19 protein-coding genes are annotated in these 22,585 nt (G+C 59.4%); 14 read left to right on the top strand and 5 right to left on the bottom strand.

Annotated elements, in window-relative coordinates:
* The first annotated feature begins 97 nt into the window (after window positions 1-97).
* The 11 genes from glpD to ggt all read left to right on the top strand — a co-directional run bounded on the left by glpD (window position 98) and on the right by ggt (window position 13,692).
* Window positions 98-1,699 (top strand): glycerol-3-phosphate dehydrogenase, encoded by a 1,602-nt coding sequence (glpD, locus tag J3R80_RS15885; RefSeq protein WP_275394780.1) that lies wholly within the window; start codon window positions 98-100, stop codon window positions 1,697-1,699.
* Between the two features lie 27 nt (window positions 1,700-1,726).
* Window positions 1,727-2,815, top strand: coding sequence for an ABC transporter ATP-binding protein (locus J3R80_RS15890; RefSeq protein ID WP_275394781.1), 1,089 nt, complete (start codon window positions 1,727-1,729; stop codon window positions 2,813-2,815).
* A gap of 13 nt (window positions 2,816-2,828) precedes the next feature.
* Entirely contained in the window at window positions 2,829-3,932 is a 1,104-nt protein-coding gene (locus J3R80_RS15895; RefSeq protein WP_275394782.1) for an ABC transporter ATP-binding protein, read from the top strand.
* Entirely contained in the window at window positions 3,932-4,801 is an 870-nt protein-coding gene (locus tag J3R80_RS15900; RefSeq protein WP_091433530.1) for a sugar ABC transporter permease, read from the top strand. The genes J3R80_RS15895 and J3R80_RS15900 overlap by 1 nt, the downstream gene beginning before the upstream one ends.
* Window positions 4,802-4,804: 3 nt before the next feature.
* A complete protein-coding gene (locus J3R80_RS15905) occupies window positions 4,805-5,653 on the top strand; it encodes a carbohydrate ABC transporter permease (protein ID WP_275394783.1) in 849 nt (282 codons plus the stop codon).
* A 24-nt stretch (window positions 5,654-5,677) separates the two neighbouring features.
* Window positions 5,678-5,950, top strand: a complete 273-nt coding sequence (locus J3R80_RS15910; protein ID WP_275394784.1) for a DUF2160 domain-containing protein — start codon at window positions 5,678-5,680, stop codon at window positions 5,948-5,950.
* 88 nt (window positions 5,951-6,038) lie between these two features.
* Window positions 6,039-7,751, top strand: a complete 1,713-nt coding sequence (locus J3R80_RS15915; RefSeq protein WP_275394785.1) for an ABC transporter substrate-binding protein — start codon at window positions 6,039-6,041, stop codon at window positions 7,749-7,751.
* Window positions 7,752-7,838: 87 nt separating this feature from the next.
* Window positions 7,839-9,317 carry a glycerol kinase GlpK gene (glpK, locus tag J3R80_RS15920; RefSeq protein ID WP_275394786.1) on the top strand — a complete coding sequence of 493 codons (1,479 nt, stop codon included), beginning with the start codon at window positions 7,839-7,841 and terminating at the stop codon, window positions 9,315-9,317.
* Window positions 9,318-9,335: 18 nt separating this feature from the next.
* Window positions 9,336-10,490, top strand: a complete 1,155-nt coding sequence (locus J3R80_RS15925) for an iron-containing alcohol dehydrogenase (protein WP_275394787.1) — start codon at window positions 9,336-9,338, stop codon at window positions 10,488-10,490.
* A 145-nt stretch (window positions 10,491-10,635) separates the two neighbouring features.
* A complete protein-coding gene (locus J3R80_RS15930) occupies window positions 10,636-11,829 on the top strand; it encodes a multidrug effflux MFS transporter (RefSeq protein ID WP_275394788.1) in 1,194 nt (397 codons plus the stop codon).
* Window positions 11,830-11,967: 138 nt separating this feature from the next.
* Window positions 11,968-13,692 (top strand): gamma-glutamyltransferase, encoded by a 1,725-nt coding sequence (gene ggt, locus J3R80_RS15935; RefSeq protein ID WP_275394789.1) that lies wholly within the window; start codon window positions 11,968-11,970, stop codon window positions 13,690-13,692.
* Between the two features lie 61 nt (window positions 13,693-13,753).
* Here ggt and iolG read toward each other — a convergent pair whose 3' ends face one another.
* The 5 genes from iolG to iolD are packed head-to-tail and all read right to left on the bottom strand — an operon-like array spanning window position 13,754 to window position 19,292.
* The gene (gene iolG / locus J3R80_RS15940) at window positions 13,754-14,743 is read right to left on the bottom strand and encodes an inositol 2-dehydrogenase (protein WP_275394790.1); all 990 of its coding nucleotides are present in this window, start codon (window positions 14,741-14,743) and stop codon (window positions 13,754-13,756) included.
* Window position 14,744: 1 nt separating this feature from the next.
* Window positions 14,745-15,575, bottom strand: coding sequence for a class II fructose-bisphosphate aldolase (locus tag J3R80_RS15945; protein ID WP_275394791.1), 831 nt, complete (start codon window positions 15,573-15,575; stop codon window positions 14,745-14,747).
* Window positions 15,572-16,414, bottom strand: a complete 843-nt coding sequence (locus tag J3R80_RS15950; protein WP_275394792.1) for a 5-deoxy-glucuronate isomerase — start codon at window positions 16,412-16,414, stop codon at window positions 15,572-15,574. The genes J3R80_RS15945 and J3R80_RS15950 overlap by 4 nt, the downstream gene beginning before the upstream one ends.
* A 29-nt stretch (window positions 16,415-16,443) precedes the next feature.
* Window positions 16,444-17,427, bottom strand: coding sequence for a 5-dehydro-2-deoxygluconokinase (iolC, locus tag J3R80_RS15955; protein ID WP_275394793.1), 984 nt, complete (start codon window positions 17,425-17,427; stop codon window positions 16,444-16,446).
* Window positions 17,424-19,292: a 3D-(3,5/4)-trihydroxycyclohexane-1,2-dione acylhydrolase (decyclizing) gene (gene iolD / locus J3R80_RS15960; protein WP_275394794.1), complete on the bottom strand. Its 1,869-nt coding sequence runs from the start codon at window positions 19,290-19,292 to the stop codon at window positions 17,424-17,426. The genes iolC and iolD overlap by 4 nt, the downstream gene beginning before the upstream one ends.
* A 122-nt stretch (window positions 19,293-19,414) precedes the next feature.
* On the opposite strand from iolD, the gene J3R80_RS15965 reads away from it, so the two are divergent.
* From J3R80_RS15965 to J3R80_RS15975, 3 genes are read left to right on the top strand one after another with little or no spacing between them, the layout of a single operon-like run.
* Window positions 19,415-20,518, top strand: coding sequence for a Gfo/Idh/MocA family oxidoreductase (locus tag J3R80_RS15965; RefSeq protein WP_275394795.1), 1,104 nt, complete (start codon window positions 19,415-19,417; stop codon window positions 20,516-20,518).
* A 19-nt stretch (window positions 20,519-20,537) separates the two neighbouring features.
* The gene (locus tag J3R80_RS15970) at window positions 20,538-21,431 is read left to right on the top strand and encodes a TIM barrel protein (protein ID WP_275394796.1); all 894 of its coding nucleotides are present in this window, start codon (window positions 20,538-20,540) and stop codon (window positions 21,429-21,431) included.
* A gap of 13 nt (window positions 21,432-21,444) precedes the next feature.
* On the top strand, window positions 21,445-22,578 hold the full coding sequence (locus J3R80_RS15975; RefSeq protein ID WP_275394797.1) for a Gfo/Idh/MocA family oxidoreductase: 1,134 nt from the start codon (window positions 21,445-21,447) through the stop codon (window positions 22,576-22,578).
* Window positions 22,579-22,585 lie beyond the last annotated feature (7 nt).

Genomic DNA, 22,585 nt, shown 5'->3' on the forward strand with positions numbered 1-22,585 from the left:
AAATATCTACAAATAACGAACATAAACGAAAATATGTAACTTTCTTTTTTCGGGTAAGCTGCTAGAAATGACTCCTACGCTGCACCTGGGGGGAACCATGCCGGCTGATGCCACCGATAATGCCTATGATCTTTTTATCATTGGTGGTGGAATCAATGGCTGTGGCATTGCGCGGGATGCGGCCGGACGCGGGATGTCAGTCGCCCTTGCCGAAATGGACGACCTTGCATCGGCGACCTCATCTGCATCAACAAAACTGTTCCACGGCGGTCTGCGGTATCTGGAGTATTTCGAGTTTCGTTTGGTGCGTGAAGCGCTGATGGAACGCGAGACCTTGTTGGAAGCAATGCCGCATATCAGCTGGCCGATGCGGTTTGTGCTGCCGTATCACAAGGACATGCGGTTCGAGGCTGAAACGCCAACCTCGAAACTTTTGAACGTCTTCATGCCCTGGCTTCGCGGGCGCCGCCCGGCATGGCTGATCCGGCTGGGCCTGTTCATGTATGATCACCTTGGGGGGCGAAAAATCCTGCCGGGCACCACGACGGTCGACCTGCGTGCAGGGCCGGAGGGCGCGCCGTTGGACAGCCGCTTTGTCAAAGCCTACGAATATTCGGATTGCTGGGTAGATGACGCCCGCCTTGTCGCCCTGAACGCCCGGGATGCCGCCAATCGCGGCGCCCGGATCATGGTTGGCACCAAGGTTGTTGCGGCAACGCGCGAAGGGGATCGCTGGCGGATCGAGACATCGGATCGCGCCACGGGCGAGGGGTCTGTGTTCTATGCGCGGATGCTGATCAACGCGGGCGGCCCTTGGGTGGGCAATATCATTAGAAACGCCGTGCGCAGCAATGCACAGGATGGTGTCAGGCTGGTGCGCGGCAGCCATATCGTGACCCCGCGGCTTTATGATCACGACAAATGCTATTTCTTCCAGGGTACCGATGGGCGGATCATCTTTGCCATCCCGTATGAACAGGATTTCACGCTGATTGGCACCACCGATCAGGATCATGACGACCCGTCGATCAAGCCGGTCTGCACCGAAACCGAACAGGACTATCTGATCGCGTTCGCCAATCAGTATTTCAAGCGGGACATAAGCCGCGATGATATCGTCTGGACCTATTCCGGTGTGCGCCCGCTTTATGATGACGGGGCCAGTTCTGCCACCGCGGCAACCCGCGATTACACGTTGAAAGTGGATACAGACGGTGGGGCGCCGCTGCTGAACGTGTTTGGTGGTAAGATCACCACCTATCGCCGGCTTGCGGAATCGGCGATGGACAAGGTTCGTGACGTCTTCCCGGATCTGCCGGGAAAATGGACGGCGGGCGTGGCGCTTGCTGGTGGTGATTTCAGGGTGAGCGAGAAGCCGGAGCTGGTGGCGCGGCTGCGGCGGGACTACGGCTTTCTTGACGCTTTTTGGGCCGAGCGCATGATCCGTGCCTATGGCACCGATGCTTGGAAAATATTGGGCAAGGCACAATCGGTCGCCGATCTGGGACAAGATTTTGGCGCGACGCTGACAGAAGCCGAACTGCGCTGGATGATGGTGCACGAATTCGCCAGACGGGCCGAGGATGCCGTTTGGCGGCGCAGCAAACTGGGTCTGCGCATGACAGATCAGCAAATTCAGGCCGTGGAAGACTGGATGGTCGGGGCCGACACGAATGGGGAGACGCGGGCCACCGGATAAGGGGCCATGCGTTAGCGGAGGACAAACATGACTTTGAAGCTGGAAGGCGTCACCAAACGAATGGATGGGCAGACGCACATCTATCCGACCGATCTGGAATTGCAGAGCGGAACGATGAATGTGCTGCTTGGGCCGACCCTGTCGGGCAAGACGAGCCTGATGCGCCTGATGGCGGGGCTGGATGTCCCCAACAAGGGCCGCATTTTCTGGAATGGTGAAGATGTGACCGGTATGCGGGTGCAGGATCGCAAGGTCGCGATGGTGTACCAACAGTTCATCAACTACCCCTCGATGACGGTTTACGACAACATCGCCTCGCCCCTGCGTCTTCTGGGCAAGAGCGCCAGCGAGGTTGACGCCGCCGTCAAGAAGTCCGCCGAAATGATGCAGTTGACCCCGATGCTGGATCGCAAGCCGTTGGAATTGTCAGGCGGCCAGCAACAGCGCTGTGCTTTGGCGCGGGCCTTGGTCAAGGATGCGGGGCTTGTGTTGCTGGATGAGCCGCTGGCCAACCTTGATTACAAGCTGCGCGAGGAAATGCGCATCGAGATCCCCAAGATATTTGAAGAAGCGGGCAGCATCTTTGTCTATGCCACCACAGAACCGGAAGAGGCGCTTTTGCTGGGTGGGAATACCGCAACGCTGTGGGAAGGGCGCGTGACGCAGTTCGGGCCGACGCCGACTGTCTATCGCAAGCCGGTGGATGCAACGACCGCACGCGTGTTCAGTGACCCGCCGATGAATTTCCTGCCGGTCACCAAATCGGGCGGCAAGCTGATGTTCGGGGACGGGCAGTCGGCAATCGCGAGCGGCAGTCTGGCCGATCTTGCCGATGGCAATTACACCGCCGGGTTCCGTCCGAACCATCTGGAAATTCACAGTCAGGCTGCCGACGCGCTGCAATTTGCGACGCGGCTTGTGGTGACCGAGCTGACCGGGTCCGAGACCTTCATCCACCTTGATCACCATGGCGAGCGATGGGTCGGTCTGATCCACGGCGTGCATGACCTGACGCTTGGCGCTGATCTGAGCGTCTATCTCGACCCGGCTCATGTCTATGTCTTTGACGAAAGCGGCAGCTTGGTTGCGCCCGCGTCCTATTCGCTGGCGGCCTGAGGAGAACAGAGCAATGGCAAAGATCACCCTTGATAATCTGGCGCATTCCTATCTGCCCAACCCGACAAGTGAAGCCGATTACGCACTGAAAGAACTGAACCATGACTGGGTGGACGGCGAGGCTTATGCCTTGCTGGGGTCATCAGGCTGCGGCAAGTCCACGCTGCTGAACATCATCTCGGGGCTTCTGCATCCCAGCCAGGGCCGCATCCTGTTCAACGATCAGGATGTCACCCACGCGCCAACCGCCGAACGCAACATCGCGCAGGTGTTCCAGTTTCCGGTGGTGTACGACACCATGACGGTGCGCGAAAATCTGGCGTTTCCGCTGAAGAACCGGGGGGCTGATGCCAGCTATGTCGCGCAGCGGGTCCAGCAGATCGGCAAGATGATCGGCATGGAGGCCGAGTTGGATCGCAAGGCGCGTGGTCTGACCGCCGACGCCAAGCAGAAAATCAGCCTTGGCCGGGGCATGGTCCGCGAGGACGTGAACGCGCTGTTGTTCGACGAACCGCTGACGGTGATCGACCCGCATATGAAGTGGGAATTGCGCACCCAGTTGAAATCGCTGCACCACGAATTTGGTCACACGATGATCTATGTCACCCACGACCAGACCGAGGCGCTGACCTTCGCGGATAAGGTCGTGGTGATGTATGATGGGCGCGTCGTGCAGATCGGCACGCCCGAGGAATTGTTCGAGCGGCCCGCACATACATTTGTCGGGTTCTTCATCGGCTCGCCGGGGATGAACCTGCTGGACGCCACGATCCGGGGCGACACCGCGATGATCGACGGGGTCGAAATCCCGCTTGGCGCCGGATACGCACCGCAAAGCGGTAAGATCGAAATCGGCGTGCGCCCGGAATACACACGGTTGGCGTCCGAAGGTGGCCTGCCAATCAACATACGCCGGGTCGAGGATGTTGGCCGTCACAAGATCGTACGCGCCGATTTCTTCGGGCGCGACATCAATATCATTGCCGATGAAGGCGAAGAAATTGGTGCGGATATGAACCGCATCACCTTCGATGCCGGGCGGGTGAACGTCTATGCCAATGACTGGCGCGTTACACCTGCCGGCGCGCAAAACGAAACCGCAGGGGGGGCCGTCTGATGCAGAAAACAGTCAATCAAAAGGCGTGGTTCCTTGTGTTGCCAGTGCTGGTGCTGGTGGCATTTTCGGCGGTGGTGCCGCTGATGACGGTTGTGAACTATTCGGTGCAGGACACGTTCGGCAACAACCAGTTCTTCTGGGCCGGTCTTGAATGGTTCTCCGAAATGCTGGAATCGGATCGGATGTGGGACGCGCTTGCGCGGCAGGCCATGTTCTCAGCGATCATTCTGGCCATCGAAATTCCGCTGGGCATTTTCGTCGCGTTGAACATGCCAAAAGGCGGCTTCTGGTCCAGCTTCTGCCTTGTGCTGATGTCGCTGCCCTTGCTGATCCCGTGGAACGTGGTCGGCACCATCTGGCAAATCTTCGGCCGCGTCGATATCGGCCTTCTGGGCTATACGCTGGATGCGCTGGGGATTTCCTACAACTACACACAGGACACGGTTGCAGCTTGGATCACGATCATCGTGATGGATGTCTGGCACTGGACGTCGCTGGTGGCGCTGCTGGCCTTTGCCGGGCTGAAATCGATCCCCGATGCTTACTATCAAGCTGCCAAGATTGATCAGGCGTCGCGCTGGAAAGTCTTCCGCTTCATAGAACTGCCCAAGATGATGGGCGTTCTGATGATCGCCATTCTGCTGCGGTTCATGGATAGCTTTATGATCTATACCGAGCCTTTCGTCGTCACTGGCGGTGGCCCCGGCAATGCCACGACGATGCTATCGATCGACCTTGTCAAAATGGCGCTTGGGCAGTTCGACCTTGGACCGGCTGCGGCGTTCTCGATCATGTATTTCCTTGTGATCCTTCTTGTCAGCTGGGTGTTTTACACCGTGATGACCAACCTTGATAAACAGGAGGGCTGAGCGATGACCAACGCGACAGCGACCAAATCCAAGGGCGGTTTCGGCCCAAGCTGGTTCAACAGCCGCACGGTGGTGATGACCCTCTATCTCGTTTTCATGTTGTTGCCGATCTATTGGCTTTTGAACATGAGCCTAAAGACCAACACCGAGATCCTGAACGATTTCACCCTGTTTCCCAACAATCTGACGCTGGCCAACTACAAGACGATCCTGACCGATCCGGCGTGGTATATGGGGTATGTCAATTCGATCATCTACGTGACGATCAACACCGTGATCAGTCTGGCTGTCGCGTTGCCTGCGGCTTATGCGTTCAGCCGCTATCACTTCATGGGCGACAAGCACCTGTTCTTCTGGTTGCTGACCAACCGGATGGCACCGCCTGCGGTCTTTGCCCTGCCGTTCTTCCAGCTTTACAGCTCGGTCGGGTTGTTTGATACGCACATCGCCGTCGCATTGGCGCACACACTGTTTAACGTGCCGCTGGCCGTGTGGATTCTGGAAGGCTTCATGCGTGGCGTGCCGAAAGAGATCGACGAAACCGCCTATATCGACGGCTACAGTTTCGGAAAGTTCTTCGTGAAGATTTTCACGCCCCTGATCGCCAGCGGAATCGGAGTCGCCGCGTTCTTCTGCTTCATGTTCTCGTGGGTCGAGCTGCTGCTGAGCCGCACGCTGACCACGGTGGATGCCAAGCCTATTTCCGCGATCATGACCCGCACGCAGGGCGCTGCCGGTATCGACTGGGGCGTGCTGGCTGCCGCTGGTGTGCTGACCATCGTGCCCGGCGCGTTGGTGATCTATTTTGTCCGCAACTACATCGCCAAGGGCTTTGCCCTGGGTCGTGTGTAAGCCTGAACGACGGAGGACCGAACTATGGCATGGATGGCATGGACCTGGCCGACCGCGATTTTCTTCATGGTCATCGCGAGCCTTCTGATCATCTTCACGATGCTGGCCATCAGATACCCGGAAACCCCGCGCGTGGGTGTATTGCGGATTGAAACCACAAGGGGCGACCGCCTCTTCATCACTCTTCTTGGCTCGGCCTTCATCAATCTGGCCTGGCTTGGATTGGTCGGCGCAAACCAACCTTTTGCACTGATCGTCTGCCTGATCTACGCCGCGGCGGTGTTCCGCTGGGTGTGATGACAGGCAAGTGTGACCGGAGGAAGAGGAGATCCGGTCATCACGCTTCACAGTTCCTCAGTCATCGGTTCTAAACGGGAGGTAACCTATGAACCTGAAGCTAAAAACAACAACGGCTGCGCTTTTGATCCTTGCGGGTCCGGCGTTTGCCGATATGGACGCGGCACGTGCGTTCCTTGACGCGGAGATTGGCGATCTTTCGTCACTTGACCGCGCCGCCCAGGAAGCCGAGATGCAGTTCTTTGTCGATGCGGCGGCTCCGTTCGCTGGCATGGAGATCAAGGTCGTTTCGGAAACCATCACGACACACGAGTATGAAAGCCAGGTGCTGGCGCCTGCTTTCACCGCCATCACCGGCATCAAGGTCACGCATGACCTGATCGGCGAAGGCGACGTGGTTGAGAAGCTGCAAACCCAAATGCAGTCGGGTGAAAACATCTATGATGGGTACATCAACGACAGCGACCTGATCGGCACCCACTGGCGTTATCAGCAAGCCCGCAACCTGACCGACTGGATGGCCGGCGAAGGTGCGGACGTGACCAACCCCGGTCTTGATCTGGACGATTTCATCGGCACGCAGTTCACCACCGCGCCCGATGGCAAGCTTTACCAGTTGCCGGACCAGCAGTTCGCGAACCTTTACTGGTTCCGCTACGACTGGTTCAACGACGAAAAGAACAAGGCCGACTTCAAGGAAGCCTATGGTTATGATCTTGGCGTTCCGGTCAACTGGTCGGCGTATGAGGATATCGCCGAGTTCTTCACCGGTCGCGACCTGTCGCATATGGGCGTCGAAGGCGAAGTCTATGGCAACATGGACTACGGCAAGAAAGACCCCTCGCTTGGGTGGCGTTACACCGATGCGTGGCTGTCCATGGCCGGTGCAGGCGACAAGGGCGAGCCGAACGGCCTGCCCGTCGACGAATGGGGTATTCGTGTGAACGAAAACTCGCAGCCGGTCGGTTCGTGCGTTGCGCGTGGCGGTGCCACCAACGGCCCCGCTGCCGTTTATGCCGTGACCAAGGCCATCGAGTGGCTTGAGAAGTATTCGCCCCCGGCAGCGGCTGGTATGACCTTCTCGGAGGCTGGCCCGATCCCCGCGCAGGGCAACGTTGCCCAGCAGATGTTCTGGTACACTGCCTTCACCGCCGCAACGGTCATTCCTGACCTGCCGGTGATGAACGAGGACGGCACGCCGAAATGGCGTATGGCCCCGTCGCCGCATGGCGCATATTGGTCCGAAGGCACCAAGATCGGCTATCAGGACGTTGGGTCATGGACGCTGATGAAATCGACTCCGGTTGATCGTGCCAAGGCCGCGTGGCTTTATGCCCAGTTCGTCACCTCGAAAACCGTGGACGTGAAGAAAGCCCATGTTGGTCTGACGTTCATTCGTGAAAGCACCATCCAGCACGACAGCTTTACCGAGCGTGCGGACAAGCTGGGCGGTCTGATCGAGTTCTATCGCTCGCCCGCACGGGTTGCATGGTCGCCGACCGGCACCAACGTTCCGGATTATCCGAAACTGGCCCAGCTGTGGTGGCAGAACATCGGTGACGCAATGTCCGGTGCGAAAACCCCGCAGGAAGCTCTGGACGGTCTCTGCGCCGATCAGGAGCGGGTTCTGGAGCGTCTTGAACGCGCGGGCATCCAAGGCGATATTGGTCCGAAGATGAACGAAGAGCAGGATCCGGAAGTCTGGCTGAGCCAGCCGGGTTCGCCCAAGGCAAAACTTGCCAACGAAGATGAAGAGCCCAAGACGGTCAGCTATGACGAGCTGATTGCATCCTGGAACTGATCTTCCCCGGTCGGGGCCACACGGCCCCGACCACCCTTTGAGTTTTAGAAGTTTCACTTGGCTACCATCCAGACGAGGAGACGCGCCATGACCCATATCCTCGCAATTGATCAGGGCACCACATCCAGTCGTGCGCTGGTATTCGATGCGGACATGAAGATCGTGGCCAGCGCCCAGGAAGAATTTCCGCAACATTTTCCGGCGTCGGGCTGGGTTGAACATGACGCGGATGATCTGTGGTCCACAACGTTGTCGACCTGCCGTGCAGCCTTGGAAAAAGCCGGGCTGAGTGCTGGTGACATCACCGCCATGGGGATCACCAACCAGCGTGAAACGACCCTGATCTGGGATCGCGCCACCGGAAAACCGATCCACAACGCCATTGTGTGGCAGGATCGCAGGACGTCGGACCTGTGCCAAACCCTGAAAGAACAGGGCTTTGAGACAACCGTGCGCGACAGGACCGGTTTGCTGCTGGACCCGTATTTCAGCGCCACCAAAGTGCGCTGGCTTCTGGACAATGTTGACGGCGCGCAGGCGCGGGCCGAGGCCGGAGAGCTGGCTTTTGGCACGGTGGACTCTTGGCTGATCTGGAACCTGACCGATGGTGCGCGCCATGTGACGGACGCGACCAATGCCGCACGCACGATGCTCTACGACATCCGCAAGGGTCGGTGGTCATCCACGATGTGCAAGATGCTGGACATCCCGATGGCGCTTCTGCCCGAGGTTCTGGATTGCGCCGCTGATTTCGGTGTGACCAAGACCCTTGGTGCGCCGATCCCGATCCTTGGTGTGGCGGGCGACCAGCAGGCGGCGACCGTTGGGCAGGCGTGTTTTGAACCGGGCATGTTGAAATCGACCTATGGCACGGGATGTTTTGCGCTGCTCAATACCGGTGATGCGCCGGTGATCAGCCAGAACCGGTTGCTGACCACCATCGCCTATCAGCTTGATGGCAAGCCGACCTATGCGCTGGAAGGCTCGATCTTTATCGCCGGGGCGGTGGTGCAATGGCTGCGCGACGGGCTAAAGATCATCGACAGCGCGCCCGAGACTCAGGCGCTGGCCGAAGCGGCGGACCCCGCGCAATCGCTTGTGCTGGTTCCAGCGTTTACCGGCTTGGGTGCCCCATATTGGAACGCCGATTGTCGTGGTGCCGTGTTTGGTCTGACCCGCAATTCGGGACCGGCCGAATTTGCCCGTGCGGCGTTAGAAAGCATCGGATTTCAGACCCGCGACCTGCTGGAAGCGATGCATGCCGATATGGGCGACACTGATACGGCGACGCTTCGGGTCGATGGCGGCATGAGCGCATCGGATTACACGATGCAGTTTCTGGCCGATATCATCGGCGCTGCCGTTGATCGCCCTGAAGTGCTGGAAACCACCGCGATGGGGGCAGCGTGGCTGGCCGGTCAACGCGCCGGGGTTTATCCCGGTCAGACAGAGTTCGCCCGCACATGGGCGCTTGAACATCAGTTCACCCCCGCGATGGAGCCCGAGGCGCGTGATACGAAATACGCGGCATGGAAGCGCGCCGTGGCGGCGACACTTTCATTCTAGAAAGCTGACCATCACATGATGTCTTTCGGGTTCAGCACACCGGGTAAAACCCTGTTCGGTCGCGGAACGGCCGATGCCATCCCCGAACATGTTCTGGGGTTCGGACAGCGCCTTCTTCTGGTGCGCGGACGCTCGGTCGCTCGGGTCGACGATATTGCCCTCGATCTTCAAAAGAAGGGGGCGGTTCTTGAAACGGTGTTCGCAGAAGGCGAGCCGACGGTTTCGCAAGTTATACAGGTCGTCAAGGCCGGGCGCGATCACAGAGCACAGGCGGTTGTGGCAATCGGTGGTGGCTCGGCGATTGATTTGGGCAAAGCGGCAGCGGCGCTGATCCCGTCTGGCAGCGATCTGATGGATCATCTGGAAGTGGTCGGGGCAGGGCTGCCGTTGACTGCGCAACCGCTGCCGCTTGTCGCCATACCCACGACAGCCGGGACAGGCGCGGAAATGACCAAAAACGCGGTGATCAGCGTACCTGACGCGGCCTTGAAAGTCAGCCTGCGCGATGATCGGATGTATCCGACACTGGCCATCGTTGACCCAAGCCTGACGGACCATGCCCCAAGAGAGGTCACGGTATCCTCGGGTCTGGACGCCGTCACGCAAGTGATCGAACCGTATCTGTCATCCCGCGCGAACCCGCTGACCGACGCGCTGTGTCAGCCCGCCATTCGGATGGGGCTACAGGCCGTGGCGACATTGATCAGGCACGAGGACCCCGATGCGCGGGACGCGCTGGCCTATGTCAGCATGATCAGCGGTGTCGCCCTCGCCAATGCGGGGCTGGGCGCGGTTCACGGTCTTGCGGGTGTGATCGGCGGACAGACCAATCTGGCGCATGGATTGATCTGCGCGAACCTTCTTGGCCCGACGCTGGACATGAATTTCCAGCGAACAGCGACCGCAGGCGGCAATCTGGAGCGATACAGTTTTCTAAGGCAGGTCATCTCTGACGTATTCGACGGCTGGGGCGATCAGAGCTTCTTGGCACTTTCCGACGTGTTCGAACTGCAGGGCGTACCGGGACTGGATGATTTGCTGGCAGACAACGCGCGCGTGGACGGATTGATACATGACGCGCTGAATTCCAGTTCGATGAAGGCCAATCCTGTTCAGTTGACAGAAGAAGATGTGAGAGCAATCTTGCAGATGGCGGTCTGTCCGACCGCATAGGGTGGATTGTCGACACTGATATCTTGTGCGCCCCTGACCAACTTATTTGCTTTGCCATCAACGACAGGCTACGTGTTGCCCTATTCCCGATCAGCAAACCAACGCCGGGCCATCAGCGGGTTTCGCCGCGAAGACAGGAGACGATATGTCAGTCAGTTTGGTCCGCTCGGCGGTTGTTCTGGGAACCCTTTCCATGGTCGGTCCCTTTGCAATCGACATGTATCTGCCCGCCATGCCCGCCATTGCGACCGATCTGGGGGTGGGGGAAACCGCGGTTCAGGCCACAATCACCTCGTATTTCATTGCGTTCGGCATCGCGCAGCTGATCTATGGCCCCTGGGCGGATCAGTCGGGGCGAAAACTGCCGGTATTCTTCGGTGTGGGCCTGTTCTTCGTGGCGTCTGTCGGGGCCGCAATGGCCGGATCGGTGGGCGAGCTGACCGCATGGCGGTTCTTGCAGGGACTGGGTGGTGCCGTGTTGATGGTCGTTCCGCGTGCCATTATCCGTGACATGCATACGGGCGCCGAGGCCACCCGCCTTATGGCCATGATCATGCTTGTGATCTCGGTCTCGCCCATGTTGGCGCCCCTTGCCGGAAGCGGCATTCTGGCCTTTGCAGGATGGCGCGCGATATTCGCCGTCATCAGCATTGCCGCGCTGATCAGCCTGACGATGACAGCAACCCTGTTGCCCGAAACCCTTCCGGTCGAACGGCGCATCCCGGTTAACTTTCGAACCTTGGTGCGTGGTGCGCGCACGCTTTTGACAGACCCGGGCTTCATGGGGCTGACCTTCATCGGGGCTTTTGGCATGGCCAGCTTCTTCGTGTTCCTGGCCTCGGCGTCCTTCGTCTATATGGACCAGTTCGGCCTGTCGCCGACGGGATTTTCGCTGGCATTTGCAATCAACGCGGCTGGCTTCTTCACCGCATCGCAATTCGCCGGGCCGCTTGCCGCCCGCGTGGGTCTGGCGCGGACGATCCGATTGGGTGCAGGCGTTTTTGCGTGCTTCTCGTTTACCTTGCTTGTCATTTCCCTGGTTGGCGATGTCTCGCTGCCCGTCGTTGTCGGTTTCTTGCTGCTGGGGAACGCAGGCCTTGGCCTTGTCATCCCGACCACAATGGTCATGGCGCTGGAAGACCACGGAGAATTCGCCGGGCTGGCATCCTCGCTGGGCGGCACCCTTCAAATGCTGACCGGGGGTGTCATGATCGTGGCCGCTTCGCCATTCTTTGACGGATCGGTCACTCCCATGGTCGCGGTTATCGCTCTGTGCGGGGCAATTGCATTCTCGTTGGCCATCATCTCACTGCGACACAGGCCATCCGTGGCAGGGTAACGGTCGGTAGAATTCCCCTATGCGAACAATCTACTATGAGTTGCGCGGATTTCCGCGTGCCGCCAGAAGTCAGCTTGACCCTACGGCCCCGGTGCCGGACGCTTCCCCTGCTTTCTTAGACAATTTGGGGGACTCATCGTGAAACGATTATACATGGGTGCGCTGTGCGCATCGCTTATCACTGTTCAAACATCTTACGCCCAGCAAGCCGCCATCTACTCCGGTGCCGACCGTGTGCATCCGGTCTATGCGGAACATGGCATGGTCGCCGCACAAGAAGCCGTGGCCGCGCAGGTCGGTCTGGACATTCTTGAGGCGGGCGGCAATGCGATTGACGCTGGGATCGCCGTGGCGTTCGCGCTCGCCGTCACCCTTCCGCGTGCCGGCAACCTTGGCGGTGGCGGCTTCATGATGGTGCATGATGCCGAAACCAACGAAACCCGCGCGATTGATTATCGTGAAATGGCCCCCTCTGGCGCGGAACGCGACATGTTTCTGGATGCAGATGGCAACGCCGACAGTGAACTGTCACGGTTCACCGGTCTGGCCACCGGCGTTCCCGGTACAGTGGCCGGTATGAAAATGGCGCTGGATGAATACGGGTCGATGACGTGGCAACAGGTTGTCGAACCTGCCATTGCGCTGGCCCGCGACGGCATCGCCGTGACCCCCGGTCTGGCCGACAGCCTGAAAGGGCTGGAAAAACGTCTGAAGAAATGGCCGTCATCGGAAACGATCTTCTACAAAGAAGATGGCAGCTTCTATGAACCGGGCGAGCTTCTGGTGCAGGCCGATCTGGCCAACACCCTGCAAAAGATTGCAGATGAAGGCGTCGACGGGTTTTACAAAGGCAGCGTGGCCGAACAGATTTCCGCATCCGTGCAAGCCGCAGGCGGGCGGATCACCGTCGAAGACATGGCCGCTTACAAACCCGTTCTGCGTGAACCCGTCACTGGTGAATATCGCGGGTACGAGATCGTTTCGATGCCCCCACCCAGTTCGGGCGGTGCGCATATCGTGCAAATCCTGAACATCCTCGAAGATTATCCGATTGGCTTTCTGGGCCATAACTCGGCCGACACCATCCACCTGATGTCCGAGGCAATGAAACGCGCCTATGCCGACCGGTCCGAATATCTGGGCGACAGCGATTTTGTCGATGTGCCGTTGGATGAGATTACGTCGAAAGACTATGCCGCTGATGTCAGAAGTCAGATCAGCCTGAATGTGGCGACCCCATCCGACACGATCAAACCCGGTGATCTTGCCCCTTACGAAAGCAACGAGACCACGCATTTTTCCATCGTGGATCAATGGGGCAACGCGGTGTCCAACACCTATACGATCAACTTCTCATACGGGTCGGGCATGGTCGCGGATGGCACTGGCGTTCTGATGAACAACGAGATGGACGACTTTTCGGCCAAACCCGGCGTGGCCAACGCCTATGGCCTGATCGGCGGTGACGCAAACGCGGTGGAACCCGGCAAACGCCCGTTGTCGTCGATGTCACCCACTTTGGTGATGAAAGATGGCGATGTGTTTCTGGTGACAGGCAGCCCCGGCGGGTCGCGCATCATCACCACCACGTTGCAGATCATCATGAACGTCATCGACCACGGTATGAACATCGCCGAGGCATCCGTCGCCCCGCGCATCCATCACCAGTGGTTGCCAGATGAAATCCGGATTGAAGACGGGATCAGCAAAGATACCATCCGCATTCTGGAACAACGTGGCCACAGCGTCGCAGAGAAATCGGTGATGGGATCCACCCAGTCGATCATGGTCGACGCTGAATCCGGTTTGTTGTTCGGTGCATCTGACCCGCGTCGTGTGGATGCTGCAACTCTGGGTCACTGATTGGACCGGTTGATCTGAAAGACACGTGCGGGCGGCCCTCAATTCGCTTTGGGGGCCGCTTTCAGTTGATCGAAACCGGCGCTGCAGTGGCAAGGGATTTTGTGGCGGCATCTGCCAGCACTTGGGCACGCAGGCCGTCCGTGATGTCTGGGCTGACCGGGTTTCCGCCAACGACGGCATCAACGAAGTGGGTCATTTCGTTGCGATAGGCAGCTTCGTAGCGTTCCAGGAAGAAATGCTGCGCCGGGGCCTTGCGAAACCCGGAGGCGTTTGCGGCTTCGACCGTGGTTTCCAGCATGTTCTCAGCCCGAAGCATTCCGGCGGAGCCGTGCACTTCCAACCGTTGATCATAGCCATATGTCGCGCGCCGGGAGTTTGAAATCTGGCATATCTTGCCGGATGCGGTGGTCAGGGTGACAGCGGCGGTATCGACGTCACCGGCTTCTCCGATGGCCGGGTCAACAAGGGCGGCGCCAACCGAATAGACGCTGATCGGTTCTTCGCCCAGCAAGAAGCGCGCCATATCAAGGTCATGGATCATCATGTCCCGGAACAGCCCGCCCGAGCTTTCGATATAGCTGACCGGGGGTGGGGAGGGGTCGCGCGACATGATTGTCACGATCTCGACCTCGCCGATTTCACCCTGTTCAATACGCTTCCGTATGCTGGCGAAGTTAGGATCGAAACGACGGTTGAACGCGGTCATGAAGGGAATGCCTGCCGCGTCGACCACCTTGATGCAGTCGCGGATCCGGTCGGCGGACATGTCCACGGGTTTTTCACAAAAGATCGCCTTGCCCGCACGGGCAGCGGCGTGGATCAGGTCAAAATGGGTGTCCGTCGGCGTTCCGATCACCACCGCGTCGACGCCATCGCTGTTGATCAGCGCGTCACTCTCCAGAATCTGCGCGCCGTACTTGGCGGCAAGGTCCTGAGCCGGTGCAGAGAAGGCATCCGACACGGCGACCACGCGTGCGCCGTCGATCTGGCTGATCGAGCGGGCGTGAACCTGCCCGATGCGGCCACAGCCCAAAAGTCCGATGTTCAGCATCCTATTCTCCTTTAAACGCGCGCAACACCCGGCGCGCGGCATCCACAACGGGATCATGGGTTTCCTTCAAGATAGACACCCGGTCGAAGCGGGCCGGGTCGCGGTTCACCGCCTCGCGCAGGACGTGTCCAAAGGCCATGCGCAATTCGGTGCCGATGTTGAATTTGCAGATATTCGACCCCTGCGCCAGCGATCTCCGCTGTTCGACGGGCACACCCGAGCCGCCATGAATAACAAGGGGCACGTTTGTCACCGCTTCGATGGCGCGAATGCGGGGGATGTCCAACCCGCCTTCCTTATCCTGCTGAAGGTGGACGTTGCCGACCGAGATGGCCATTGCATCGACGCCGGTTTCAGTGGCGAAACGCGCCGCATCTTCGGGGTCTGTTCCTGACGAGCCTTCCCCGCCAGAATAGCCGACGAACCCGATCTCGCCTTCACACGACACGCCTGCTGCATGGGCGAGGTCGGCGATGGTGCGGGTCTCGGCGATATTGGCGTCGATCGGTTTGCGTGAACCGTCGAACATGACGGATGTGAACCCGCTGTCGATCGCCTCTCGGCAGTCGTCCAACGTGTATCCGTGGTCAAGATGCGCCACAACCGGCACGCTGGCGTCTTCGGCCAAGTGGCGAAACATCTTGCCAAGCACGGTAAGGGGCGTGTGTTCCCGGCAGGACGGACCGGCTTGCAGGATCACCGGCACGCCCTCGGCTTCGGCGGCGGCGACATAGGCCCGCATGTCTTCCCAGCCCAGCGTGACCAATCCGGCCACGGCGTATCCCTGCTTCAGCGCGGGCTGAAGCACATCGGCGAGTGTGGCAAGTGTCATTTGAACTTCGCGATCATGTCTTTGATGCCGGGAATGGTGTCCAGCTGCGCCGCGTGGGTTGGCTGGAAATATTGGACCAGAGACCGCTGGCTCAGACCGCCCAGAATGGTGAAGTAATACATTTCGTAGCCCGGCAGCACCGCGCAGGGGTGATAACCCTTGTCCAGAACAATCGTCGAGCCGTCGACGATGTGATAGGCATCCCCCGGCTTGTTGTCCTCGCGCTGCAACATCTGGACACCCGAGCCATAGTTCGGGCGGAAGCGAAAGTTATACGTCTCGTCATGCCGTGTTTCGTCGGGTAAGCGGTCGGTGTCATGTTTGTGCGACGGGAACCCGGACCAGCCGCCTTGACCAACCGTGTAAAGCTCGCTGACCAGCAGGCGACCCACCTTGTCGTGGTGTTTCTGGCCAAGGATATGTTTGATCTTGCGATGCGTTTTCGTGTCATCTGATCCGTATTGCACAAGGTCCAATGCGTCAGCACGAACATCAAACGGGTCCAGTACCTTGTCGTATTTCGCCCCGGCGATGAAGGTCTCGGTCTCATCTGTCACGCAGGTGATTGTCACCTTCGCGCCGACCGGAACATAGACGCCTTCCGGCTCGCCGTCCCAGACGTCGATTGTCCGGTTTCCCAGTGCGGAGAAGCTGACGCCTTCCACGTCCACATCCACGGTCCCGGTGGCGGGCACGACGCAGGTTTCATAGCCGGGCACCTGATATTCGAACGTCTCGCCTTTCTGCAGCTTGACGATATTGAAATAGTTGAGCGGCACAAGATCGTGGTCGGCACCGACGATCGGCTGGTTCTTGTTGTCATAAGGGGCGATGTGCATGGGGTTGGTCCTTGTAAGGGGCGGCGCGGTCAGGCTGCGCTTGCGCCGGGATGTTGGGCGAGGAAAGCGTCGAGTTCGGATGTTGTGGGCATGGCGGGGGCGCAGCCGGGCTGGCTGACCACGATTGAGGCGCAGGCCGAGCCGCGCAGAACGGCATCCCGCAAACTGTGTCCATCGGCGATCGAGGCCAAAAGACCGGCCATGAAACTGTCGCCCGCACCATTGGGCTTAACCGCAGTCACGGGGTAGATTCCGGTCTGGATTTCTGTGCCCTGCCACAGGGTGATCGCGCCTTTATGGCCCATTTTGTAGATGATCAGCTTGCCTTGCGCGGCAAGTTCCCGCGCTTTTTCCAAGCCCTTTTCGAGACCCCCCGCCATGAAACCGAATTCTTCATCATTGCCGACAATCATGTCGCTTGCCTCGCCAGCGCGTGACAGGATTTCGGCGGCAATATCGGCCGATGGCCAGCTGTAGGGGCGATAATCAATGTCGAAGATCACCGGCAACCCGGCAGCGCGGGCATGATCCATGGCGCGGAAGGTGGAACTGCGCGATGGCTCGGCGGCAAACACCGTACCCGCGGTGATCAGTGCACCGAAGGCCGCGTAGTCAACCCGATCGACATCTGCGTCTGGCACCTGAAAATCGGCTGCTCCGTTGCGATAGATCACGTTCTGGAATCCCTCCAGCACGCTTTCATAGACGGCAAGCGACGTGCGGGCTTCGCCCCCGACAGATTGAACGTAGCGGGTATCGACATCGTAGTGGCGCAGGCGGTTGATACAGAACCGCCCCACAGCGTCATCGGACACCGACGTGACCAGCGCAGCCTTTGCCCCAAGTTTCACCAAACCGGCGCAGATATTGGCGGATGAACCACCAAGATCGGCGTGGAACATGTCGGCATGTTCCGATTTGGTGCCGATGGGGTCCGCATACAGGTCCATACCCGCGCGGCCAAAGACCACAAAACTGTTCTTTGCGATGCCATCAAGCAGCATAAGTGTCATACCCCCCGCCGTTGTTTCGAACGGGAGCTTTCCCAATCCTGATGTGCATCGCGCACCCGGTCGCTGTTGGTGATGTGGGGTGTGCCCACCTCCCACCAAGCGTGGCCTTCCGTGGTCCAGCCCTCATAGGGATCGACGTCCATGACGATCACATAGGACCTGTCAGACGCCTTGGCGCGCTTGAACGCTTCGCCCAGCTCAGCCGGGTTCGACACCTTTTCAGCCTCGGCCCCCATCGACGCCGCGTGCGCCACGAAATCCACGCCGAATGGCTCGGGCACGGTCGGGCAATCGGCGATCAGATTGTTGAAACTCTCGTTCCCGGTGTTGTTTTGCAGCTTATTGATGACCGCGAAGCCGCCATTGTCCAAGAGCAACACAATCAGCTTCTTGCGGCTCAGCACGCTGGAATAAAGGTCCGAGTTCAGCATCATGTAAGATCCGTCACCGCAGAAGGTGATGACATCCTGATCCGGCTCGCGTTCGTCCTGCGCAATACGTGCACCCCAAGCGCCCGCGATTTCATACCCCATGCAAGAAAAGCCGAACTCCACATCCACTGTGCCGATATCCAGCGTGCGCCAGTTGGCCGTGACCTCGGCAGGCAGACCGCCTGCAGCGGCAACGACACGATCGCGGGGATCGCACAAGTCGTTCACCACGCCGATGGCCTGCGCATAGGAGTTTGGGCGGTTGCCATAGGATACGTTGTCGGCAACATAGGCATCCCATTTCTTGCGTTCATCCTGTGCGGTGCGAACCCAGTCGGTCGGCGTCTGGTACTCCAGCGACGCGCCAAGGGCGGTCAAAGCCAGTTTGGCATCACCAACAACGGGCAGCGACATATGTTTGCCGGCATCGTGGCGGGCTGCATTGATCGAAATGAACCGCGCATCCTTGGCAAATGCTGTCCAGGATCCGGTGGTGAAATCCTGAAGCCGCGTTCCGACGGCGACAATCACATCAGCCGTTTCGGCAATCGCATTGGCGCTGTTGGATCCCGTGACGCCAATTGGGCCGATGTTCAGCGGATGGGTGGCAAGCATATTGGCCCGCCCCGCAATGGTTTCGACCACGGGGATCTGGTGGGTTTCGGCAAACGCCGTCAGCTCATCCACCGCGCCCGAATACTGCACACCCCCACCGGCGATGATCATGGGGCGTTCAGCCGTTTTCAGAAGGGCAATCGCGTCGGCAACCTCGTTTGCGTCCGGGGACTGACGGCGGATGCGGTGCACTTTCTTTTCAAAGAACACCTCCGGGTAGTCATAGGTCCAGCCCTGCACGTCCTGCGGCAGACCAAGAAAGGCCGGTCCGCAATCGGCGGGGTCCAGCATGGTTGCAATCGCGTTGGGCAACGACTGGATGATTTGCGCCGGGTGGCTGATGCGATCCCAATAGCGCACGACGGGCTTGAACGCGTCGTTCACCCCAAAGGTCGGGTCGCCATAGTTTTCCATCTGCTGTAACACAGGGTCCGGCAGGCGGGTGATAAACGTGTCACCACACAGAAGCAGCATGGGCAGGCGGTTGGCGTGCGCCAGACCCGCAGCGGTCACAAGATTAGACGTGCCCGGCCCGGCAGAAGCGGTGCAGAACATGAACCGCTGGCGCAGCCACCCCTTGGCATAACCCGCCGCGGCAAACCCCATGCTTTGTTCGTTCTGCCCGCGATAAAGCGGCAGTTCGTCCTGCATGTTGTAAAGTGCTTCGCCAAGGCAGGTCACGTTGCCGTGGCCAAAGATGCCGAACCCGCCGCCACACAGGCGCATTTCTTGCCCGTCGATCTGGATGAACTGATTGGACAACCAACGGATGATGGCTTGAGCCGTGGTCAGGCGAATGGTGTCTGGCTGTTTCGTCATTTTGGCGCGAACCCTTCGAGAATTTCCGGCGTGTCACCGAATGCAGCTTGCGAGAATTTGATTCTTACGATACTAAATTTGCAACCGGTTGCAAACCGTATTTCAAAATGGACCTCGAAAGCATGACAGAGATCGGTATCGGAATCCTTGGCGGCGGCTATATGGGCAAGGCCCATGCGGTGGCGATGTCATCGGTAGGCGCTGTATTCAACACGGCCCTGCGCCCACGGCTTGAGATGGTCTGCGCCACAACCCTGCAAAGCGCCGAACGGTATCGCAAGGCTTATGGGTTCCGCCGTGGTACGGATGACTGGCGCGCTTTGGTCAATGATGACGCCGTCGGCGCAATTGTGATTGCCTCACCACAGGAAACCCACCGCGAAGTGGCAGAGGCTGCCTTTGCCTTGGGAAAGCCGGTCTTCTGCGAAAAGCCCCTTGGCGCATCGATCGAGGATAGTGCCGCCATGACGGCTGCCGCCGAACGGGCCGGGGCGGTGAACATGGTCGGGTTCAACTATATCCGAACCCCGGCCAGCCAGTTTGCGCGGCAGTTGATTGCTGATGGGGCCATTGGCGACATCACCTGGTTTCGCGGCGAGCATACGGAAGATTTTCTGGCGAACCCTGAGACGCCTGCAAACTGGCGCACCTCGGGCATGGCCAATGGCACTATGGGCGATCTGGCCCCGCATATGATCAACGCGGCGCTTGCCCTGATGGGGCCGATCACCCGTGTCATGGCCGCGGTCGAGACGGTTCACAATACGCGCCCCGGTGGCGAGGTGACGAATGACGACCATGGCCAGATGATGTGCCGCTTTGAAAACGGAGCAATGGGCCAGATGTATTTCAGCCGCATCGCGACCGGGCGCAAGATGGGTTATGCTTATGAGATCATGGGCACAAAGGGGGCGATCCGCTTTGATCAGGAAGATCAGAACGCGCTTTGGCTGTATCGCAGCGAGGGGCCTGACGCGACACGGGGCTTTACCAAGATCCTGACCGGGCCCGCACATCCCGACTATGAACCTTTCTGTCAGGGGCCGGGGCATGGCACCGGGTATCAGGATCAGATCATCATCGAGGCGCGCGATTTTCTGGCCGCCATCGAAACACAAAAAAACCGCTGGCCAACCTTTCGGGACGGGCACGAGGTCAACCGCGTCATCGCGGCGGCTTTGGCCTCGGACCAATCTGGCGGCTGGCAGGACATCAACAATTTCTGAGCTTTGAAAGGCGATCCAAGTGACCATCAGAATAGGCAATGCCCCCTGTTCGTGGGGTGTGGAATTTGCGGAGGATCCGCGCAATCCAACCTGGCAATCCGTGCTGAAAGACTGTGCGGCGGCGGGCTATAAGGGGATCGAGCTTGGCCCGGTCGGGTTCATGCCGGAAGAGCCCTCAGTCCTGGCGGACGCGTTGGCAGAAAACGATCTGGAGCTGATCGGCGGCGTTGTGTTTCGCGCCTATCACGACCCGGATGCGTGGGACGATGTGTTGGATGCCACACACCGCACCGCACGCGCGCTCAAGGCACACGGGGCCGAGCATCTGGTGTTGATTGACTCGATCTCACCTCGGCGCGCACCCACAGCGGGTCGGGCAGGCGAGGCCGAGCAGATGGATAAGGCAGAATGGACCGCTTATCGTGACCGGATCGCGGAAAGTGCGCGGATCGGGGCCGAGGAATACGGGCTGACCGTCGGTATGCACGCCCATGCGGCAGGGTTCATGGATTTCGAACCGGAACTGGAGCGATTGCTGGATGAAGTGGACGAGAAGATTTTGAAAATCTGCTTTGACACGGGGCATCACTCCTATGCGGGTTTCGACCCCGTCGCGTTCATGAAGCGGCACATCGACCGCATTTCGTACATGCACTTCAAGGACATTGATCCGAAGGTGAAGGCGGATGTGATCGAGAAGCGTACCGGGTTCTATGACGCTTGTGGGCAAGGCATTTTCTGCAATCTGGGCGAAGGCGATGTTGATTTCCCCGCCGTGCGGCAGGTGTTGTTGGATGCCGGGTTCAAAGGGTGGTGCACGGTCGAACAGGATTGCGATCCAACGCTTGACCCCGACCCGGTGGGGGACGCGCGCCTGAACCGTGAATATCTTGAAAGCATTGGCTTTAACTGAGGAGATACGAGCCATGGCAAAACTGAAATGGGGCATGATTGGCGGCGGTGAAGGCAGCCAGATCGGCCCGGCGCACCGTTTGGGGGCTTTGGCTGACGGGCGGTTCGAATTCACAGCCGGTGCGCTGGATCATCGCCCGGACGTGGGGCGCGAGTATGCTCAGCGACTGGGGATCGCAGCAGACCGCGCCTATGGCGATTGGGCCGAGATGTTGGCGGGTGAAAAGGACCGCGACGACAGGGTGGATCTGGTGACGGTCGCGACGCCCAACTCGACCCATTTCGAGATCACAAAGACCTTTTTGGAAGCGGGCTTCAATGTGCTGTGCGAAAAGCCCATGACCATGACGGTGGACGAGGGTGAAGAGATCGTGCGCGTGGCCGAGAAGACCGGCAAGATCTGCGCGGTGAACTATTGCTATTCGGCCTATCCGATGGTCCGTCAGGCACGCGCAATGGTGCGGGCGGGCGAGATTGGCAAAGTGCGTCTTGTGGTCACGAATTTCAGCCACGGCCACCATGGCGACGCGACAGACGCCGATAACCCGCGCGTGCGCTGGCGCTATGACCCCGCGATGGCAGGGGTTTCGGGGCAGTTTGCTGATTGTGGTATTCACGCGCTGCATATGGCGGGTTTCATCGCCGATGACGAGGTGAAAACCCTGTCCGCCGATTTTGCCTCCACCATCGCCAGCCGCGAACTGGAAGATGACGCCATGGTGAATTTCCGCATGGAAGGCGGCGCAGTGGGGCGGCTCTGGACCTCGTCCGTTGCGATCGGTCGCCAGCACGGGTTCGACATTCAGGTGTTCGGGGAAACCGGCGGGCTTCGCTGGGCGTCAGAGCAGCCGAACCAGCTGATCTATACCCCAGTTGGCGGGCGGACCCAGATCATCGAGAAAGGCGAGGGCGGTTTGCACGAAGACGCTCAGCGTCTGAGCCGGGTGGCCATTGCGCATCCCGAGGGCTTCCCGCTGGCCGTTGCCAATATCTATTGCGATCTGGCGGATGCGATCCGGGGCGAGAAACGCGATGGTCTGCCCAATGCCACAGACGGGGTGCGGTCGATGGCGGCTGTGCATATGGCCGTGTCTTCGGCCAAGGCAGGCGGCACATGGGTCGATGCACGTCCGCCCATGTTTCGCTGATCTGTCG

Origin of the sequence: Aliiroseovarius sp. Z3, from assembly GCF_029105185.1 — a bacterium.
Classification (GTDB): Bacteria; Pseudomonadota; Alphaproteobacteria; order Rhodobacterales; family Rhodobacteraceae; genus Aliiroseovarius.

Excerpts from the sequence above, each read along its gene's own strand:
- iolG (WP_275394790.1), bottom strand. The coding sequence starts at position 14,743 with ATGCTGAACATCGGACTTTTGGGCTGTGGCCGCATCGGGCAGGTTCAC.
- J3R80_RS15915 (WP_275394785.1), top strand. The coding sequence starts at position 6,039 with ATGAACCTGAAGCTAAAAACAACAACGGCTGCGCTTTTGATCCTTGCG.
- J3R80_RS15890 (WP_275394781.1), top strand. The coding sequence starts at position 1,727 with ATGACTTTGAAGCTGGAAGGCGTCACCAAACGAATGGATGGGCAGACG.
- glpD (WP_275394780.1), top strand. The coding sequence starts at position 98 with ATGCCGGCTGATGCCACCGATAATGCCTATGATCTTTTTATCATTGGT.
- J3R80_RS15945 (WP_275394791.1), bottom strand. The coding sequence starts at position 15,575 with ATGACACTTGCCACACTCGCCGATGTGCTTCAGCCCGCGCTGAAGCAG.
- J3R80_RS15965 (WP_275394795.1), top strand. The coding sequence starts at position 19,415 with ATGACAGAGATCGGTATCGGAATCCTTGGCGGCGGCTATATGGGCAAG.
- J3R80_RS15900 (WP_091433530.1), top strand. The coding sequence starts at position 3,932 with ATGCAGAAAACAGTCAATCAAAAGGCGTGGTTCCTTGTGTTGCCAGTG.
- J3R80_RS15905 (WP_275394783.1), top strand. The coding sequence starts at position 4,805 with ATGACCAACGCGACAGCGACCAAATCCAAGGGCGGTTTCGGCCCAAGC.
- iolC (WP_275394793.1), bottom strand. The coding sequence starts at position 17,427 with ATGACACTTATGCTGCTTGATGGCATCGCAAAGAACAGTTTTGTGGTC.
- J3R80_RS15930 (WP_275394788.1), top strand. The coding sequence starts at position 10,636 with ATGTCAGTCAGTTTGGTCCGCTCGGCGGTTGTTCTGGGAACCCTTTCC.
- J3R80_RS15950 (WP_275394792.1), bottom strand. The coding sequence starts at position 16,414 with ATGCACATCGCCCCTTATGACAACAAGAACCAGCCGATCGTCGGTGCC.
- J3R80_RS15895 (WP_275394782.1), top strand. The coding sequence starts at position 2,829 with ATGGCAAAGATCACCCTTGATAATCTGGCGCATTCCTATCTGCCCAAC.
- J3R80_RS15925 (WP_275394787.1), top strand. The coding sequence starts at position 9,336 with ATGTCTTTCGGGTTCAGCACACCGGGTAAAACCCTGTTCGGTCGCGGA.
- J3R80_RS15910 (WP_275394784.1), top strand. The coding sequence starts at position 5,678 with ATGGCATGGATGGCATGGACCTGGCCGACCGCGATTTTCTTCATGGTC.
- glpK (WP_275394786.1), top strand. The coding sequence starts at position 7,839 with ATGACCCATATCCTCGCAATTGATCAGGGCACCACATCCAGTCGTGCG.
- iolD (WP_275394794.1), bottom strand. The coding sequence starts at position 19,292 with ATGACGAAACAGCCAGACACCATTCGCCTGACCACGGCTCAAGCCATC.
- J3R80_RS15975 (WP_275394797.1), top strand. The coding sequence starts at position 21,445 with ATGGCAAAACTGAAATGGGGCATGATTGGCGGCGGTGAAGGCAGCCAG.